The 17724-nt window shown below is 64.0% G+C and carries 11 protein-coding genes; 9 read left to right on the top strand and 2 right to left on the bottom strand.

What is annotated here, in order from left to right; genetic code table 11:
- Positions 1–85: 85 nt before the first annotated feature.
- From D3H54_RS29450 to D3H54_RS29440, 3 genes are read left to right on the top strand one after another with little or no spacing between them, the layout of a single operon-like run.
- The gene (locus D3H54_RS29450; RefSeq protein WP_110918490.1) at positions 86–532 is read left to right on the top strand and encodes an MmpS family transport accessory protein; all 447 of its coding nucleotides are present in this window, start codon (positions 86–88) and stop codon (positions 530–532) included.
- A complete protein-coding gene (locus D3H54_RS29445) occupies positions 529–3405 on the top strand; it encodes an MMPL/RND family transporter (RefSeq protein ID WP_149383177.1) in 2877 nt (958 codons plus the stop codon). The genes D3H54_RS29450 and D3H54_RS29445 overlap by 4 nt, the downstream gene beginning before the upstream one ends.
- 53 nt (positions 3406–3458) lie before the next feature.
- A complete protein-coding gene (locus D3H54_RS29440) occupies positions 3459–3938 on the top strand; it encodes a hypothetical protein (protein ID WP_149383176.1) in 480 nt (159 codons plus the stop codon).
- 57 nt (positions 3939–3995) lie between these two features.
- Here D3H54_RS29440 and D3H54_RS29435 read toward each other — a convergent pair whose 3' ends face one another.
- A complete protein-coding gene (locus D3H54_RS29435) occupies positions 3996–6119 on the bottom strand; it encodes an EAL domain-containing protein (protein ID WP_149383175.1) in 2124 nt (707 codons plus the stop codon).
- 387 nt (positions 6120–6506) lie between these two features.
- On the opposite strand from D3H54_RS29435, the gene D3H54_RS29430 reads away from it, so the two are divergent.
- The 6 genes from D3H54_RS29430 to D3H54_RS29405 all read left to right on the top strand — a co-directional run bounded on the left by D3H54_RS29430 (position 6507) and on the right by D3H54_RS29405 (position 16600).
- Positions 6507–7370, top strand: a complete 864-nt coding sequence (locus tag D3H54_RS29430) for a universal stress protein (RefSeq protein ID WP_149383174.1) — start codon at positions 6507–6509, stop codon at positions 7368–7370.
- 13 nt (positions 7371–7383) lie between these two features.
- Complete coding sequence (locus D3H54_RS29425) at positions 7384–8778, top strand: APC family permease (RefSeq protein WP_353620041.1); 1395 nt, start codon at positions 7384–7386, stop codon at positions 8776–8778.
- A 201-nt stretch (positions 8779–8979) separates the two neighbouring features.
- On the top strand, positions 8980–11580 hold the full coding sequence (locus tag D3H54_RS29420; protein ID WP_149383172.1) for a two-component system response regulator: 2601 nt from the start codon (positions 8980–8982) through the stop codon (positions 11578–11580).
- On the top strand, positions 11577–15119 hold the full coding sequence (locus tag D3H54_RS29415) for a response regulator (protein WP_149383171.1): 3543 nt from the start codon (positions 11577–11579) through the stop codon (positions 15117–15119). Before D3H54_RS29420 ends, D3H54_RS29415 begins: the two co-directional genes overlap by 4 nt.
- Positions 15112–15978: a CheR family methyltransferase gene (locus tag D3H54_RS29410; RefSeq protein WP_149383170.1), complete on the top strand. Its 867-nt coding sequence runs from the start codon at positions 15112–15114 to the stop codon at positions 15976–15978. The genes D3H54_RS29415 and D3H54_RS29410 overlap by 8 nt, the downstream gene beginning before the upstream one ends.
- Complete coding sequence (locus D3H54_RS29405) at positions 15965–16600, top strand: chemotaxis protein CheB (protein ID WP_149383169.1); 636 nt, start codon at positions 15965–15967, stop codon at positions 16598–16600. Before D3H54_RS29410 ends, D3H54_RS29405 begins: the two co-directional genes overlap by 14 nt.
- Here D3H54_RS29405 and D3H54_RS29400 read toward each other — a convergent pair.
- Positions 16593–17624 carry a fused (3R)-hydroxyacyl-ACP dehydratase subunits HadA/HadB gene (locus tag D3H54_RS29400; protein ID WP_149383168.1) on the bottom strand — a complete coding sequence of 344 codons (1032 nt, stop codon included), beginning with the start codon at positions 17622–17624 and terminating at the stop codon, positions 16593–16595. The two genes, D3H54_RS29405 and D3H54_RS29400, sit on opposite strands and share 8 nt — an antisense overlap.
- Between the last annotated feature and the right edge of the window lie 100 nt (positions 17625–17724).

Below are 17724 nucleotides of genomic sequence, written 5' to 3'. Positions count from 1 at the left end.
GTACCGTACGGTCAATCTAGTTGATAAGCCCCCTTCGGGAACGTTGTACCGTCCGCGCCTGTCGCCGCTCATGAAAGGGTCACGGATGCAGCGGGTTTCGCTCGGCCGACGGCTCAGCCAACGCTGGATGCTGCTGGTTGCGGTCGTGGTCGTCGCGGTGGCCGGGTTTGCTGTGTATCGGCTGCACGGCATTTTCGCCTCTCACGACGTCACCTCCACACCCAGCGGCGCGGGCAACGACATCGTCCCGTTCAACCCCAAGCACGTGGTGCTGGAGGTCTTCGGCCCGCCGGGCACCGTCGCAACCATCACCTACCTGGACGTCAACGCGCAGCCGCAACGCGCCGACGCCGTCACGCTGCCGTGGGCGTACGACACCACCACCACCCAGCCCGCGGTCTTCGTGAATGTCTCGGCTCAAGGTGACAGTGACTCGATCGGCTGCCGCATCAAGATCGATGATGTCGTCAAAGACGAGCGAACTGTGAACACGCTGAACGCCTTCACGTATTGCCTGGACAAGTCGGGATGACCCACCGGATTCCCGACTTCATCCGCCGGTACTCCGTTCTGATCGCAGTGTTCTGGCTGGGCCTTGCGGTGATGACGAACGTCTTCGTCCCGCAGCTCGAAACCGTCGCCGAGTCGCACAACGTCTCGCTGAGCCCCCAGGATTCGCCGTCGCTGCTGGCCGCGAAACGGATCGGCAAGGTCTTCGGCGAATTCGACTCCGACAGTTCGGCGATGATCGTCTTGGAAGGCGACCAGCCGCTCGGCGCCGAAGCTCATCACTACTACGACGGCCTGATCAAGAAGCTGCAGCAGGACACCAAGCACGTCCAGCACATCCAGGACTTCTGGGGTGATCCGCTGACCGCCGCCGGCTCGCAGAGCGCCGACGGCAAGGCGGCGCTGGTGCAGCTGTATCTGGCCGGCAACCAGGGCGAGTCGCTGGCCAATGAGTCGGTCGACTCGGTGCGCAACATCGTCAACAACACCCCGCCCCCGCCCGGCCTCAAGGTCTACGTCACCGGCGCCGCGCCTCTGGTGACCGACCAATTCGAAGTGGGCCGCCACGGCACACTGAAAACCACGCTGATCACCATCGGGGTCATCGCGGTGATGCTGTTCTTCCTCTACCGGCGGCTCACCACGGTGTTCTTCGTAATCTTCACGGTGATGATCGAGCTGACCGCATCGCGCGGGTCGGTGGCCGTGCTAGCCAACGCCGGGATCATCCAACTGTCGACGTACTCGACAAACCTGTTGACGCTGTTGGTGATCGCCGCAGGAACCGACTACGCGATCTTCCTCCTCGGCCGTTTCCACGAAGCCCGCTACGCCGGGCAGGACCGAGTCTCGGCGTACAACTCGATGTATCACGGCACCGCGCACATCATCCTGGGATCAGGCTTGACCATCGCCGGCGCAGTCTTGTGCCTGACCTTCGCCCGGCTGCCGTACTTCAACAGCCTGGGCGTACCCGCGGGCATCGGTGTGCTCGTCGCCGTGGTCGCTGCGCTGACCCTGGCGCCGGCGCTGTTGGTCATCGGCCGCCACTTCGGCCTGTTCGAACCCGCCCGCCCGATGCGCACCCAGGGCTGGCGGCGCATCGGCACTGCGATCGTGCGCTGGCCCGGGCCCGTGCTGGTGGTGACGGTGGCGATCGCGCTGATCGGTCTGATCGCGCTGCCCGCCTACAAGACCAGTTACGACGCCCGCGGCTACATGCCGGCCAGTGCGCCGGCGAACGTCGGCTACACCGCCGCCGAGCGCCACTTCTCCCAGGCCCGGCTCAATCCCGAGCTGCTGATGATCGAGACCGACCACGATCTGCGCAACTCCACCGACATGATCCTGTTGGAGCGCGTCGCCAAGGCCGTCTTCCACACCGAGGGCATCGCCCAGGTGCAGTCGATCACCCGCCCGCTCGGTACACCCCTGGACCACACGTCGATCCCGTTCCAGATCAGCGCCGGAAGTGCCTCGCAGATCAACAATCTGCCGTTCCAGCAGGCCCGCGGGGAGGACCTGCTCAAGCAGGTGGACGTGATCAACAACTCGATCGACATTCTGCGCCAGCAATACGCGCTGCAACAGCAGTCCAGCGCGGTCACCGACGAGCAGACCAAGGCATTTCAGGACACCGTCACCACCGCCCAGGACCTGCGCAACAAGATCGCCAATTTCGACGACTTCTTCCGCCCGCTGCGCAGCTACTTCTATTGGGAGCCGCACTGTTACGACATCCCGGCCTGCGCAGCGCTGAGATCGCTGTTCGACGCGCTGGACGGCATTGACGCGCTCACCGATCAGCTGGGCAATGTCGCGGGCAGTATCGCCAAACTCGATGCGCTGCAACCCAAGCTGCTTGCTCTGATTCCGCCACAGATCGCAAGTCAGCAGACCAACCGTGATCTCACCCTGACCAACTACGCCACCACCTCGGGAATCAACGACCAGTCGCAAGCGGCACTGCAGAATTCGACCGCACTGGGCCAGGCGTACGACGCGTCAAAGACCGACGACTCGTTCTACCTGCCGCCGGAGGCGTTCACCAACCCCGAATTCGTGCGCGGCATGAAGCTGTTCCTGTCACCCGACGGCAAAGCCGCGCGGATGATCATCACCCACGACGGCGATCCCGCTACGCCGGAAGGCATTTCGCATATCGACGGGATCCGGCACGCTGCGCAGGAAGCCGTCAAAGGCACGCCGTTGGCCGGCTCGAAGATCTATCTCGCGGGCACGGCCGCCACCTACAAAGACATCCAGGACGGTGCCGAGTACGACCTCATGATCGCCGGCATCGCGGCGCTGAGCTTGATCCTGCTCGTGATGATGTTCATCACCCGCAGCATCGTCGCCGCGTTCGTGATCGTCGGAACGGTGGCGTTGTCGCTGGGCGCCTCATTCGGCCTGTCCGTGCTGATCTGGCAGGACATCTTCGGCATCCATCTGTTCTGGATCGTGCTGGCGCTGGCCATCATTTTGTTGTTGGCCGTGGGATCGGACTACAACCTGCTGCTCATCTCCCGGTTCAAGGAGGAGATTAACGCCGGTCTCAACACCGGCATCATCCGGGCGATGGCCGGGTCGGGTGCAGTGGTGACCGCAGCCGGTCTGGTGTTCGCCGCGACGATGGCGTCATTCATCTTCGCCGACTTGCGGATCCTCGGTCAGATCGGGACGACGATCGCGCTGGGCCTGCTGTTCGACACGCTGATTGTGCGGTCCTTCATGACGCCCGCGGTCGCGGCGCTGCTCGGCCGGTGGTTCTGGTGGCCGCTGAAGGTCCGTCCCCGCCCGGCCAGTCAGATGCTGCAGCCCTATGGCACCCGCCAGTCGGTCCGCCAATTGCTGCTGTGGGAGGACGACGACCCGGCCACCACTACGTCCAGCTGATGAAAGCCGGGAACGTGTCTGTGGTATCCGCGAGTGGAGATAGGAGTGCCTAGATGGACCTCGGCCCCTGGGGTGATCTGACGATTCTTGCCGGCGTGCTGGAGATCGTCTTCGCCACTTGCGTATTCGTCTACATCGGCCGCCTGGAGCGCCGCACGTCGCATCCGATGGGCGACCAGGTGGGCGCCCACAAGTTGGTCCTGGCCAAAGTCCGCAAGCGGGAACCGCTGTCGCAGGACGAATTCGACTACGCCAGCGAGCTGGTCGCCGACGCTCGATCACCGCTGGCATATGCCATTCCCGCCGCACTGTTCACCATTGGCTTCTTCTACGTGGTCGGCTGCCTGTTCATGCTGCACCTCGACGGCGGCAACCCATCCTTTCGGACGTTCATCGGCGGCATCCCGATGCTCACGTCGATGAACATGGCCGCCCAGCTGCGCCGGGTCGCAGGAATGAAAAGCAAGCTTCGGGATATTCCGGTGTCACAGACCGCAGACACCGACCGGCTCACTTCTGTTGGTCACGACTGACTTTCACCAGCCTGACGCATTCAGTCTGCGATCGGCGCGGGTCGCGGCCGGACCGGCCTAACTTCCCGCGGCGCGGGCCCGGTCTCGGCGGCGCTTGTTGTACATGGCCTGATCGGCATATTCGAGGACACCGTCGATCGAGCGACCGTCACCGGTGCGGTGGGCGGCGAAGCCGATGGTCAGCTGCGCGGGAACCTGCCCACCCTCGCCGACTGTCACCGGCGCGCCGTCGAACTGATCGGTGATCCGATCGACCAGGCGGGCGAGCTCCCAGTCGTTCACGGAATCTGTGATCACCAGAAATTCGTCACCGCCCCAGCGGGCCACCGTGTCCTCATCGCCCACCGCCGCGCGTAGGCGGGCGGCCACCTCGACGAGCAGTCGGTCACCGGCGCGGTGGCCGTACTGGTCGTTGACGCTCTTGAAGCGCTCGATGTCGCAGAAAAGAATGCCGTAACCCCGTCCGCTGACGTCGAGCTGTTCGAGCCGGCTCCAGCCTGCCGACCGATTGGCGACCCCGGTGAGGGGATCGGTGGCAGCCTGCCGTGCCAAGTCGGCCTCGCGAATCCGATCGGCCGTCACATCCACGATCTGCGATACGAAGTAGCGCGGTTGATCTCGCGGTGCGTTCACGACGACGACGGTCAGAGCACCCCAGACGATGCGGCCGTCGGCAGCGATATAGCGCTTGTCGATGCGGTAGGAGCGCCGCCGTCCTTCCAAGCACTCGGTGAGAAGGGCGAGATCGGCGTCGAGATCGTCGGGGTGGGTGATCTCCTGGAAGGTCAGTTCGGCCAGTTCACGTTTGGTGTACCCGAGCATGCTTCGCAGCGCGCGGTTGGTGCGCAGGAATGTTCCGTCCAACCCGACGACAGCCATGCCGATCGGCGAATGGGCGAGGGCCAGTTCGAATCGCCTCTCTCCCAACAGGTCCACGGCCGAGGGCAACAGATCGGTCGATGCCGCGGCCGCGGCAGGCGGAAACCCGTGCACGAGAGGACGTGGCCGGCTGAGGTAATAGCCTTGTGCCGAACTGATGCCCACCGAGCTGACGGCGTCGAGTTCACCCTGTGTCTCAACGCCTTCGGCGATCACCGTCGCGCCCATCTGGCCGGCGAGTTCGGCGATGGCGTGCGCCAGCCGACGCCGGGCGTCGTCGACGTCGATGTGGCGGGTGATCGACTGGTCGATCTTGACGAATTCCGGACTCAACTCCAGCACATGGGAGAAGGAGGAGAAACCGGCACCCACGTCGTCGACCGCCACCCGGACGCCGCGGGCGCGGCACGGTTCCAGTGCGTCATCGAGGGCACCGTAGTCCAGGACAGCATCATGTTCGGTCAGCTCCAGCACAATTCGCGACGGGTCGACATCCGCCAGGAGCTGAGCCCACGGAGCGACCAGCGCCGCCGACGGGGAGATGTTCACCGCGATGAAAATGTCCTCGGGCAGTTGCGGCACCATCGAGATGACGCGCGCCACGATCGCGGTCTCCAACTCGATCCCCAGGCCCAGCAGTGCCGCCTGGGCGAGGAATCCGTCGGGACGAAAAGGCTCACGGGGGAAGCGGGCCAATGCCTCTACGCCCACCACCTTTCCGGTCGCCACGTCGTGAACCGATTGGAACACCACTTCGAAGTCGCGCTGATACACCACACGTCGTATCGAAGCGCGCTGCGCAGCGGTGGTGTCCCGACCGCTGTCAGGGGATTCGATCAACGTGCCGATGAGTTCGGCGATCTGCTTGACGATGCGCAGGTCGATGTCGGCGAGGTACGGCTTGGCCTCGCGGCTGACCGCGCACACCATTCCGACCGCCCCGCCGTTGCGGTCGATCACCGGCACGCCGACGTAGGCGCCCAGGCTCAACTCGGTGGTGATGGGCAGGGCGTCGGTGGTCTGGTTGGCGCTGGTATCCGGGATGATCGCGGGCAGTCGCCCGTCGATCACGCGCACACAATACGAGTCGAAGAGGGAGGTACGGTCGCCCGAGGACAGTCCGATCGCGTCGGCGTCGCCATCGAGCACCTCGAATGTCTGCACGCCGTCACGAAAGGACGACAGCCACGCCGTCTCCAGTCCCAGCCGGTTGCGCAGCAGACCCAGCAGTGTGCGGACCAGTTCGACGGGAAGCTCCGGCCCGTGTTCTCCGAGCGGCTCGTCGACCCCGTCGAACCCCATAAGCACCAGTAGACCGCACCACCTGTGAATCTGCATCGGAATGCGCCGGTCGTAATACGTTTGCCATACCCCCAGATCGCAGACGTGGAGGCGGCGATTTACGGGCTACGCGCTTAGCCGGGTGCCCTTGTCTGCGTCGGTGCGGGTTGCTGGCGGCAATGGGGGCCGCCGCCCCGGGGGGTGAGCTAGCTGTTCGGCCGGCTGCGGTCGCGGCTCGTCGTGCCGCGAAACATGAGTCTGCTGCGGGGTTCCGGTTCAATCTGCCGTTCAGTCCATCCGATGTGCACGCTTACCGGACGCGGCGGCGGTGCGGTCGATAATCTGCACTTTGCGTTTGCGCGGTGTCGTGTGAACGCAGCCCGCACCGTACCGACAGAACGGACCGCAGTGAGACTGCTCATCGGATACCTGGCCACCCCTGGCGGCGCCGACGCGCTGGCCCTGGGCGTGCGGTTGGCCAGGACACTCGGCGCCGAGCTGGAGATCTGCTCGGTGCTGCCGGTTCCCGTTCCCCTTGACTCCGAGTATCAGAGCGAACTCGCCACCCAGGCCACGCAGTGGCTGCGTGAGGCCCAGAAGTCGGTGCCCGACGATGTCACTGCGCACATCCATGTGAGCTTTCACGAATCCTTCGCCGAGGGCATCAGCCGGGAAGCCGAGCGGCTCGAGGTGGCCGCGATCGTGGTCGGCGGATCGGGTGGCTTTGCCGCCGGGTTCTCGCTGGGCTCCGTCGTCAACGAACTGTTGCATTCGGCTCCTGTCCCCGTGGCGGTTGCCCCGCGCGGCACCCGGCACTCCGACGTCGAACGCGTCCGCAGCATCACCTGCGGGGTCGGCACCCGGCCGGGCGCCGAGCATCTGCTCGACCTTGCGGTGCGCGTCAGCACTGCCGCAGGAGTTCCGTTGCGCCTGGTGTCACTGGTCGCACTCGATCACTACGGCTCGAGAAGCAACGTCAGCGCCGACGTGACTCGCCAACAGGCGCTCGACCACGCCGCGGCAATTCTGGCGGCCGCCGAGTCGTCGCTGCCCACGGGGTTTCCGGTGACGGTGGTGGTCGCCGACGGCGCCACGGTCGAGGCGGCGGTGGAGAAGCTCGACTGGCGCGACGGCGATCTCATCATCGTCGGCTCCAGCCGGCTGGCCCAACCGAGACGGCTCTTCCTCGGCTCGACGGCAGCGAAGATGATGCGGGTTCTGCACGTGCCCCTCGTCGTCGTGCCCGGCCCCGACAGCGCCACCGACCACTAGGAAGGCAAAGAACTTGTCGCAAAACGCATCTCCGCCGCGATCGCACCTCTCGAGGTCGCTCGGGTTGTGGGCCGTCGTCGGTCTGGGGTTGGGCTATATGACACCCATGACGGTCTTCGACACCTTCGGGATCGTGTCGGGCGAAACGAACGGGGTGGTACCGCTCGCCTACATCGTGGCTCTGGTCGCGATGGTGTTCACCGCGATCAGCTACGGCCGGATGACCCGGGTCTACCCGTCGGCGGGTTCGGCCTACACCTACGCCTCGGAGACCATCCACCCGAACTTCGGTTTCGTGGTCGGTTGGTCCTCGCTGCTGGACTATCTGCTGCTTCCGATGGTGAACGCGGTCATCGCCCGCATCTATTTCGAGTCGTTCTTCCCCTCGGCGCCGTCGTGGGTCTTCGTGCTGGTGTACGTCGCCTCCATCACCTCGCTGAATTACCTGAGTATGAAAGGAACCTCGCGCGTCAACGGAATTCTCGTGGTGTTCCAGGTTGTACTCATCGGCGCCTTTCTGGTCTTGGCGGCGATGGCGCTGAGCAAGGGCGTCGGCGCGGGAACGATCTTCACCCTCGATCCGCTTGTCCACGAGGGCGTCCAGATGCAGGCTGTCGTCGCCGGCGCGACCGTCGTCTGCTTCTCGTTCATCGGCTTCGATGCGATCACCATGTATTCCGAGGAAGCAAAATCTCCGGACATCGTCCCAAGGGCAATTGTGTTGGCGTTGCTCATCGGCGGCGCCATCTTCTTCGCTGCGGCATGGTTCAGCCAGTCGGTGTTCCCGACCCTCGACGGGTTCGAGGTCACCGATGACACGCTGCCCGAGATGGCGCTGAAGGTCGGCGGCATGTTGTTCAAGGTGTTCTTCGTATCAGCCGCGCTGGCCGCGGTCGTGGCGTCGAGCCTCGCGTCGCATGCCAGCGTCGCGCGGATGATCTACGTGATGGGCCGCAATGGCAGGGGACGCTTCGGGCGGTTCCTGTCCTACATTCACCCGCGGTTCCTGACCCCTGCTCACGCCGTCATCATCGTCGGTGTGGTGTCACTGCTCGCGGTGAAATTCACCCTGGAATTCGCCTCGTCGATGATCAACTTCGGCGCTCTCATCGCATTCACCGTGGTGAACCTGACGATCATCGTCCTGTTCGCGTTCCGCCTGAAGCGACGGCGCACCCCGAAAGAGATCGCCACCAACATCGTGCTGCCGGCGATCGGCATGGCGCTGACCGGGGCGCTGTGGGTCAACCTGCATTTCGATGCGCTGCTCTACGGCGGCATCTGGCTGGCGATCGGGATCATTGTGTTGATCTACCTGACCAAGGGTTTCCGCGACCAGTTGACGATGCGGATCGAAGACGAGACCCTGACCGAGGAAGGTACGCCGGTACCGGACTTCAAGCACTAGAGCACCGGGCGTCCGCGGGCCGCGCTCACCGAGGGCACGGCTGCGCGCCCGAATTTGCTGAATTTGCCGATTGCCATCTGCCCCGGGTCTGCCCGGCGGCACACTTGTGGAACGAATTGTTGTTCACGAAAAGAGTCCGGGGGTGAACGTTCGAGTGCTTGTGCCGGACGTCGCGCGGGAGGGAACATTGATCTTGTGCTGATGGATGGCGTGGTGGAGGGGCCCACGACAACCGAGAGCAAACAGACGGTGTTGGTGGTCGACGACGACGCCCGTTTGCGGGACCTGTTGTGCACTGTGCTGACGCCGCTGAACTGCGAGCTTGTCCAGGCTGGTTCGGGTGAAGAGGCACTCACCGCGCTTCTGCAGCGCAAGGTGTCCGTGATCGTCCTGGACATCAACATGCCCGGGATGGGCGGATTCGAGACGGCGCAGCTCATCCGGGAAGCCGACGAATTGGCCTCGACTCCGATCATTTTCCTCACCGGCCAGGCGGACGACGGGGATCTGGATCGCGGCTACGACCTCGGCGCGGTCGACTTTCTGCTCAAACCGGTCTCCGCGGCGGTGCTGTACGCCAAAGTGAAGGCTTTGCTGGAGTTGGATCGGTCTTTCGCCAGGCTGCGCAGCGAGGCGGCGAAGCTCCATGACCAACAGCTTCAGATCGCCCGAGCCGCCGAGAGCCGGCAGCGCGAGGAGTTGGCCCTTGCGCGACGGCGCGCAAGGTTGGCAACCATCTTCACCGAAGGCAGTCTCGATCTGGCCGCGCTGGAGAAGACCATTGTCACCGAGTTGAGCCGCATCTTCTCAGCAGAGTGCCTACTTCGAGTGCCCGTGCGTGACAACGATTGGCACGACACGTTTTCGGACCCGGAGGCGGATCGAACACCGGAAGCCGTTCAGTCGTGGCTTGCCGAGCAGGTGGCCGGTGCCGTCAGTGGCAGCACACCACACACGGCGGTGTTGGTCGAGGAGTTGATGGCACGCGGTGAACATGTCGGCTTCGTCTGTGTCGGCCGAACCGACGGCCCAGCCTTCTCGGAAGTCGAAGCGGCGTTGTTCCGCGGCGTCTCGGCGGCAGCCGCACTCGCGATTTCCAACGCCACCCTCTACCGCGTTCAAGCCGAGTACGCCGCCGTCATGCAGGCCACCGCCGACGCGATCCTCGCCGTCGACGCCTCGGGCGCCATTCGCAGCTGCAACAAAGCCGCGACGGCCTTGTTCAGCGGGCACGCCGACTCCCTGATCGGCCGGTCCATCGTCGACCTCGCCACCGATACCCACCGGGCCCGGTTGCGTGAGCAACTGGACTTCACTCTGGCGACACACCAAGAGGTGTCGATGGAGATGACGTTCGCCGCCGGTACCCGTCGCTCCGTCGACGTCCTGATCACGCTGTCGCCGATCGGCGAATCCGTCGATCTGCACGTCGCGGTCGTGGTTCATGACCTGACCGAGATCAAACAAGCCCAGCTGGTGATCAGCCATCTGGCGAGCCACGATCCGCTGACCGATCTGGCCAATCGACGGCAACTCAACGAGCGGCTCGCGGAGCTGTCCCGTCGACGCGACGGGAAACTCGCGGCCCTGCTGTACATGGACGTCAACAGGTTCAAGTCGGTCAACGACACCTATGGCCATGACACCGGCGACGAGCTGCTCATCGAAGTGGCTGCACGACTTCGGTCGGCGGCCGGCAGCGATGCGCTGGTCTGCCGGATCGGCGGCGACGAGTTCATCGTCGTATTCGAAGACGTGCCGTCGGTCGAGCATGCTGTCGCAGCGGGGAACCGAATTCTGCAGCGAGTGCAGGGGGAGCCGGTCCGCTGCAAAGCGGTGACACTGCAGCCGTCGTTGAGCATGGGTATCTCGTGCCTCGGCGGCAGTGCTCACAACGCGGAAGAGCTTCTGACCCAAGCCGATATCGCGATGTTCGAGTCCAAGAAGAACCGCCTCGACGAATGCGTGCTCTACACCGACGGGATCGGTTCGCGGCACAAGGGGAGAGTGGATCTGCGATCAGAAGTGGCGGGCGCAATCGCGCGATCGGAGTTCCGGATGGCCTATCAACCCATCGTGAATTCCTCCACCGGAGAGCTTTTCGGCCTCGAGGCTCTGGTTCGGTGGCGCATCGCCGACGACGAGATGCCCGCCACCGACATCATCTCGTTGGCTGAGAGCGCCGGACAGATCGTCCCGCTGAGCCGCTGGGTGCTGATGCGCAGTTTCGAGGACTACGCCGCCCTGGGCAGGGACGACCTCAAACTGCACGTGAACCTCTCACCAGATCACGTCCTGGACGGCAGCTTCCTCGACGACCTGATCGGTGCACAGCGCGACTACGAGATACCTCCGGAGAACATCTGCCTGGAGATCACCGAGCGAACGTTCTACGCCGACCCGGCTCCGGCCTGCGTGGTGTTACGGCAGGCCCGCAGCATCGGATTCAACCTCGCGATAGACGATTTCGGTGTCGACCACGCCAGCATGACGAATCTGCTGCACGTCCCGGTCGACTGGTTGAAAATCGACCGCACCTTCGTCGCCGAGGTACACGACGACCAACGCGTACAACGGCTGGTTCGCAGTCAGATCGCCCTGGCCGCCTGCATGCAGGTGGACCTGATCGCCGAGGGCGTGGAGAACCAAGAACAGGCCGACTGGCTCAGGGACGCGGGATGCGTGCTCCAACAGGGATTTTCGTATGCCCACCCGATCGAGACGGTCGACCTCGATGCCCAGATCAAGAAGTGGCCCAATGCGTGGACGAAAATCGATTCCGGTGAGGCAAAGGTGATATGAAGCTTGCGACCCGATTGGCGATCGTGTGCGGATGTGCGCTGCTCGCCCTCATCTTGGCGAACACGCTCTACACCGTTCAGTTGCGGCGGATCACCGATCTCTACGAGGAACGCAGCCAAGCCCGCAATGGCCAGGTCGCCGCGCTCGACATTCAGCGGGATCTGAAGGCGCTGCTCGTCACCCGCGACAGATTGCTGCTCTCCACCGACCCAGCGCGCCGCACCGAACTCAACGGCCAGCTGGATAACCTCGATCAATCGGTCGATACCGAGCTTCGGACGGCCGCCGAGAGCAATGACAACAGCACCATCCGCATGCTGTCCCAACAAGCATTGGCCACCTGGACGACGTTCCGACCCGAGCTCCAGAACATCCAAAGTGCCGGAACACCAGCACTTTCCGACCGAGACTTCGATGGACAGGTCGCTCTGCTCGAGAGTCAGCTGGGCAATATCGAGCAGGAAGCGGTCAAGGCCGTCGACCACGCCAACACCCAGGCGGCCAAGGCGGTCAATTTCGCCCGGACGATGCTGTGGATCCTCGCCAGCGCCATCGTCCTGGTACTGGGCGTCCTGCTGTACTTCACCAGCCGCAACATCCACCGCACCGTGACGCGGGCTGCCGAGCAGAACGAAAAAGCTCGGCGCGCCAAGGAAATTCAGGCGAGTCTGATGACCGAGGTGCAGACCGCAGCCGACCTGCCGGCTGCGGCGTCGATCATCGTGTCACGCACCGCTCAGGCACTTGACGCCAAGCACGGTGCCCTTTACCTGCGCCAGACGGATACGGTCGACCAGTTCGGTCTGGTCGCGTCGTACGCCTTCCACCGGCGCAAGGATCTGCCGTACTCCTTCGGGCTCGGAGAGGGGCTGGTCGGTCAGTGCGCCTTGGAGGGCAATCGGATCGAGGTCACCGGCGCACCGAGCGATTACGTCGAGATCGTGTCGGGGTTGGGCAAAACGGAGCCCGTGTCGCTCATCTTGATCCCGATCAAGTCCGACTCCGAGGTACATGGCGTTCTCGAGCTGGCCGGGCTGCGGCTGTTCTCCGATGATGATGTCGAACTGGCGGAGAATATCGCCCTGGGCGCCGGAGTGGCGCTGAGCGCAATCGAATCGGCGCAGAAGACCAGCGAGTTGTTGCGCCTGTCGCAGGCGCAGACCGAGGAACTGCAAGCCCAGGAAGAAGAGCTGAGGACGGCGAACGAGCAGCTGACCCAGCGCGAAGACCAGCTGTCGGCGCAGAATGCGGAACTGGAGGAGACGACCGAGGAACTGCGTTCCCAGCAGGAGGAGCTCAAGGCGAGTTCGGAACGGCTGGAGACCCAGGCACAGTCTCTGGAGGCCAAGAACGAAGAGCTGCACCGGCTCAGCCAGACCCTCGAAGCGAAGGCAGAGGAACTGGCTGTTTCGTCGCGGTACAAGTCGGAGTTCTTGGCGAACATGTCGCATGAACTGCGCACTCCGCTGAACAGCATTTTGATCCTTGCCGGTCTGTTGGCCGATTCCGATGACCCACTCACCGATAAGCAGCAGGAGTTCGCCGAGACGATTCAACAGTCCGGCAAGGACCTGTTGAACCTCATCGACGAGGTGCTCGACCTCGCGAAGGTTGAATCCGGATCCCTGCGCCTCGAACGCGAGGTGATCGTGGTGAGCGATCTCGTCGCCTTCCTCGAGCGTACGTTCCGGCCGATAGCGGAGAACAAGGGCGTCGACTTCCGGGTCGTCGTGAACGGCTCTGCCCCAGGGCAACTCACCAGCGACTACACGCGGGTGAAACAGATTGCGAAGAATCTGGTCGCCAATGCGATCAAGTTCACCGACGAGGGGTCGGTGACGGTGGCGTTGTCGGCGTCAGGTGACAAGGAAGGGAACCCTGGCACGGGTTACCTGACCATGGCCGTGACCGATACCGGGATCGGCATCGACGAGAACGATCACCACCTGATCTTCGAGTCTTTCCAACAGGCGGCCCGGGGTACCACCAGGCAGTACGGCGGCACCGGGCTGGGACTGGCGATCAGCCGTGAGCTGGCCCGAAACCTGGGTGGAGAGATCACACTTCGCAGCGCTCTGGGAGAGGGCTCCACGTTCACCTGCCACCTGCCGGTCGCAGGTCCACAGGGCGCCGACTCCGCACCGCCTGCGAACCCGACCTCCACGCTGGTGCCGAGCAGTCCGGTGGCCGAACCGGTTCCAATGCGAGTGGACGGGAACGGCGCGGGGCGGACCGCAGACGGCGCATCGTCGGCGCAACTCGACGGCGGGCTCGCGCGCATCGGTCCGGTGGACATTTCGGACATCGACTGGCCGCGCGGAACCAACCCGGTCCTGCTGGTGGTCGAGGACGATCAAACGTTCGCGGGGTTATTGGTCGAACTGGCCACGGAAGCCGGCTTCGACGCGGTTGTCACCGCCAGCGGGCGAACGGCTCTGGCGCTGGCCAAGGAACGCCAGCCCGCCGCTATCACTCTGGATATCGGCCTGCCGGATATGGCCGGCTGGGTGGTCCTCGATGTCCTCAAACATGACCTCGCCACCCGCCACATTCCGGTCAATGTCATCTCTGGATCCAATGACGACGGCCGCGGTAGGCGGATGGGCGCCATTCACACGTTGAACAAGCCCGCCGATGTCGCCGACCTCCGGTCGATGTTCGGTGCGGTCGCCGAATTCCTGAAGCCGGGACCGCGACATGTGCTGGTCGCCGAGGACGACGCCAGCCAGCGTCAGGTCGTCAAGCACATGATCGAGAGTGACGACATCGCGATCACCTGTGTCGGTACCGGTCAGCAGGTGCTGGCCGAGCTGGCCGGGCCGACGTCCTACGACTGCCTGGTCCTCGATCTCGGGCTGCCTGACATGGATGGCATCGACCTGATCGAGCGGGTCAAGGACCAGCTCAAGCAGAAGCACTTGCCCGTAATCGTGCACACCGGAAGAGAATTGACGGTGGCCGAGACGCAGCGCCTCGAGGTTCTCGCCTCCGCGATCGTGTTGAAGAACGCGAAGTCACCGGAGCGGTTGCTGGACGAAACGGCGCTGTTCCTGCATCGCGTTGCCAACGACATGCCCGACTCGGCTCGCGAAATCCTGTCGAACCCCAAGCGAATCGACGAGAGTCTGAAGGGCAACACCGTGTTGCTCGTCGACGACGATGTCCGCAACGTCTTCTCTCTGGGCAGCGCGTTGAAACGCTACGGCATCACGGTGATTCCCGCGCGGAACGGTCAGGAAGGGCTCGACAGCCTCGCCGCCCACCCCGAGGTGGGTCTGGTGCTGATGGACATCATGATGCCCGTCATGGACGGTTACGAGGCGATGCGCCGGATCCGGTCCGAATCACGTTGGCGCAGTTTGCCTATCGTGGCTCTGACCGCAAAGGCAATGAAGGGTGACCGCCAGAAGTGTCTGGATGCGGGGGCCTCGGATTACGTCACCAAACCGGTCGACATGGATCAGCTCACCTCGGTGCTGAGGGTCTGGCTCGGAAGTCGGCTACGTGGCCAGCAGGGGGCGGCGAGCACCAATGACTGATCCCGCGGAGAATGACCCGTCTCGGTCCAAAGAACTGGTGGCGATCGAGGCGGAAGCGTTCTTCTACACGGTATTCGAGTTCCTCGGCTATGACTTTCGGCACTACACAGATGCGTCACGCAACAGGCGGCTGATGGCATTCGTCGATCGCCATTCACTCGGCAGCATCTCCAGAGCGCAGGACCGGGTGCTTCGCGATCCGAGTCTGCTGGCCTCGTTTCTGTCGACGATGACGATCAACGTGACCGAGATGTTCCGGGATCCGCTGGTGTTCGCCAAGATCCGCACGGAGTTGTTGCCAAGGCTGGCGACCTACCCTCGGATCCGGATCTGGGTGGCGGGGTGCGCGACGGGGGAAGAGGCGTACTCCGTGGCGATCATGCTGGACGAGGCCGGTCTGCTGGATCGATCGACCATCTATGCCACCGATATCGACAGCGAATCGCTCCGTGTTGCCGCATCGGCGATCTACCCCGCCGATACCATGGTGAGCGCGACCCGCAACTACCAGGCCAGCGGGGGTGAAAGGCCGTTCTCAGACTGGTATGTCGCCAAGTACGACAGATCCATTCTGAGCCCGACACTGCGGTCGCGACTCGAGTTCTTCTCCCATAATCTGGCCACGGACAGCACATTCGGTGAGTTCCATCTGATCTTGTGCAGGAATGTCTTCATCTATTTCGAGGAGACGTTGCAGCGCAGGGCCGAGCGAATGTTCTGGGATAGCTTGGCTCCCTTCGGTAATCTCGTCATCGGTCCACGTGAAGGCCTCACCGTCGACGGCCTGCAGTTGTTCAAGCCGCAGGACCGTAGGTTGGGGATCTACGCCAAGAGCCAGAACCAGCGTGCCCGGCCCTGACGTCGTCGTCATCGGCGGCAGCGCCGGTGGCATCAAGGCGTTGCGTGGAATCTTCGAGACTCTCGGCGACGCCCGCAACATCGTGGTGTTCGTGGTGCTGCATCGCGCGCCTCAGTACGCGGGGCTCGACCGGGTTCTGCAGGGCTACACCGCAATTCCGATCCGTGAACCGAACACCAGCCCCTGGGCGTGCTCGCCGGGGGAAGTGACGTTGGCCCCGGCCGGCTACCACATGTTGGTGGGCAACGACCGCAACCCGTCGACGGAACCGGCGACTCCGGTCGAGCAGTACCAAACAGGCTCTGCTGTGCGTGCCCATCTGACACTGGACGCGCCGATCCTGCACTCGCGGCCCTCACTCGACGCGTTGTTCTCCAGCGCGGCGCAACTGGTGAATTCGGTGACGGCCGTGCTGCTGTCGTGCGCCAGCGACGACGGTGCCCGTGGCTGCGAAGATGTGAAGGCCGGCGGGGGGCGGGTCGTTCTCCAGGATCCGGACACGTGCGAGGCGGCCGTAGCAGTCAATGCCGCCCTGCGCCGGGTGGATCCGGATCACGTCGCGGATCCACCGGGCATCGGCCGATGGCTTTCCGGTATAGGCGGGCGACACCGCCTCAGCTGAACCGCACGTTCATCGTCGCCAGACCGAAGATCTTCTTACCCGTCGACTTCGCGCCGATAAGGACGACACCCGAGCGGGTTTCGGGATCCAGCGATTTGACCTTGCCGCTGAACTCGATGTCGGCACCCTCCTTGGCCGAGACGACCGCGGGTTGCGACAGCCGCACTGCGAAGCGGGTGACCGCGCCCGGGTCGCCCGACCAGACCGAGTGATATCCGGCGCCCAGGCCCATGGTCAACATGCCGTGAGCGATCACGTCGGGGAGACCCGCCAGCTTGGCGATGTCCTCATCCCAGTGGATCGGGTTCGCGTCGCCGGCCACGCCGGCGTAGTTCACCAGATCGCCCCGGGACACCCGGGTGTGGTGGGCGGGGAGCTCCTCGCCGACCGTCAGGTCGTCGAACGACCGCGTCCCCGGTGAACGGGTCAGCCCGCCGTCCGAGATCCGGATCTCGCCTTCGGGGCGCAGCTCCTTCTCGTAATCGGCGTCGTCTCCGCCGATGTCGAGGATGTTCATGTCGTGCATCATCGCGTTCTGGACGGCGATCTTCACGCCGGCGTCGATGTCCTCCGCGGTCACGCCGACGACGGTGGTGTGCAGGGTGTGCACCCGTTCACCGTGGGTGTCGGTGAACGTGTTGGTGACGGTGATGAAGTCGCGACCCGCGGTCCGGCGCACCGAGGTCAGCTCGACGTCGATCACGAGTTCGTCGCCGGCGACGATCGGGCGGTGTTGCTCGAAGACCTCTTCGGTCTGCAGGTAGGTGTCGTAGCCGACGACGATCGACTCGAACATCCGGCGGTTGCACTGCATGCCCGGCGCCGAGGTGAAGGTCAGCGGTGCCACGACGTCTGAATAGCCCAGCTCAGCTGCCGCGGCGACGTCCCAGTGGGCGGGGTGATAGTCCTGCACCGCGCGGGCGTATTCACGGAGCTTCTCCCGGCCGACGAGGTAGGTGCCGGCCATCCGGTAGTAGTGGCCGACCCGTGCTTCGATCGGCGACGTTTCTGCTGGTGCGGTCATAGATTGCTCAACTTTTCTATCGGCTTGTTCACTGAAGCCGACCACAGCACCCTAACGCGCAGAGAACATAGCGTGACACGCCGATACGATTCGGCTGTCA

The organism is Mycobacterium sp. ELW1 (assembly GCF_008329905.1).
In the GTDB taxonomy this organism is placed as follows: Bacteria; Actinomycetota; Actinomycetes; order Mycobacteriales; family Mycobacteriaceae; genus Mycobacterium.
Note: the sequence above shows the minus strand (reverse complement) of the source record. Positions and strands in the feature narration are given on the sequence as shown.

Excerpts from the sequence above, each read along its gene's own strand:
- D3H54_RS29440 (WP_149383176.1), top strand. The coding sequence starts at position 3,459 with ATGGACCTCGGCCCCTGGGGTGATCTGACGATTCTTGCCGGCGTGCTG.
- D3H54_RS29450 (WP_110918490.1), top strand. The coding sequence starts at position 86 with ATGCAGCGGGTTTCGCTCGGCCGACGGCTCAGCCAACGCTGGATGCTG.
- D3H54_RS29445 (WP_149383177.1), top strand. The coding sequence starts at position 529 with ATGACCCACCGGATTCCCGACTTCATCCGCCGGTACTCCGTTCTGATC.
- D3H54_RS29415 (WP_149383171.1), top strand. The coding sequence starts at position 11,577 with ATGAAGCTTGCGACCCGATTGGCGATCGTGTGCGGATGTGCGCTGCTC.
- D3H54_RS29435 (WP_149383175.1), bottom strand. The coding sequence starts at position 6,119 with ATGGGGTTCGACGGGGTCGACGAGCCGCTCGGAGAACACGGGCCGGAG.
- D3H54_RS29400 (WP_149383168.1), bottom strand. The coding sequence starts at position 17,624 with ATGACCGCACCAGCAGAAACGTCGCCGATCGAAGCACGGGTCGGCCAC.
- D3H54_RS29410 (WP_149383170.1), top strand. The coding sequence starts at position 15,112 with ATGACTGATCCCGCGGAGAATGACCCGTCTCGGTCCAAAGAACTGGTG.
- D3H54_RS29420 (WP_149383172.1), top strand. The coding sequence starts at position 8,980 with ATGGATGGCGTGGTGGAGGGGCCCACGACAACCGAGAGCAAACAGACG.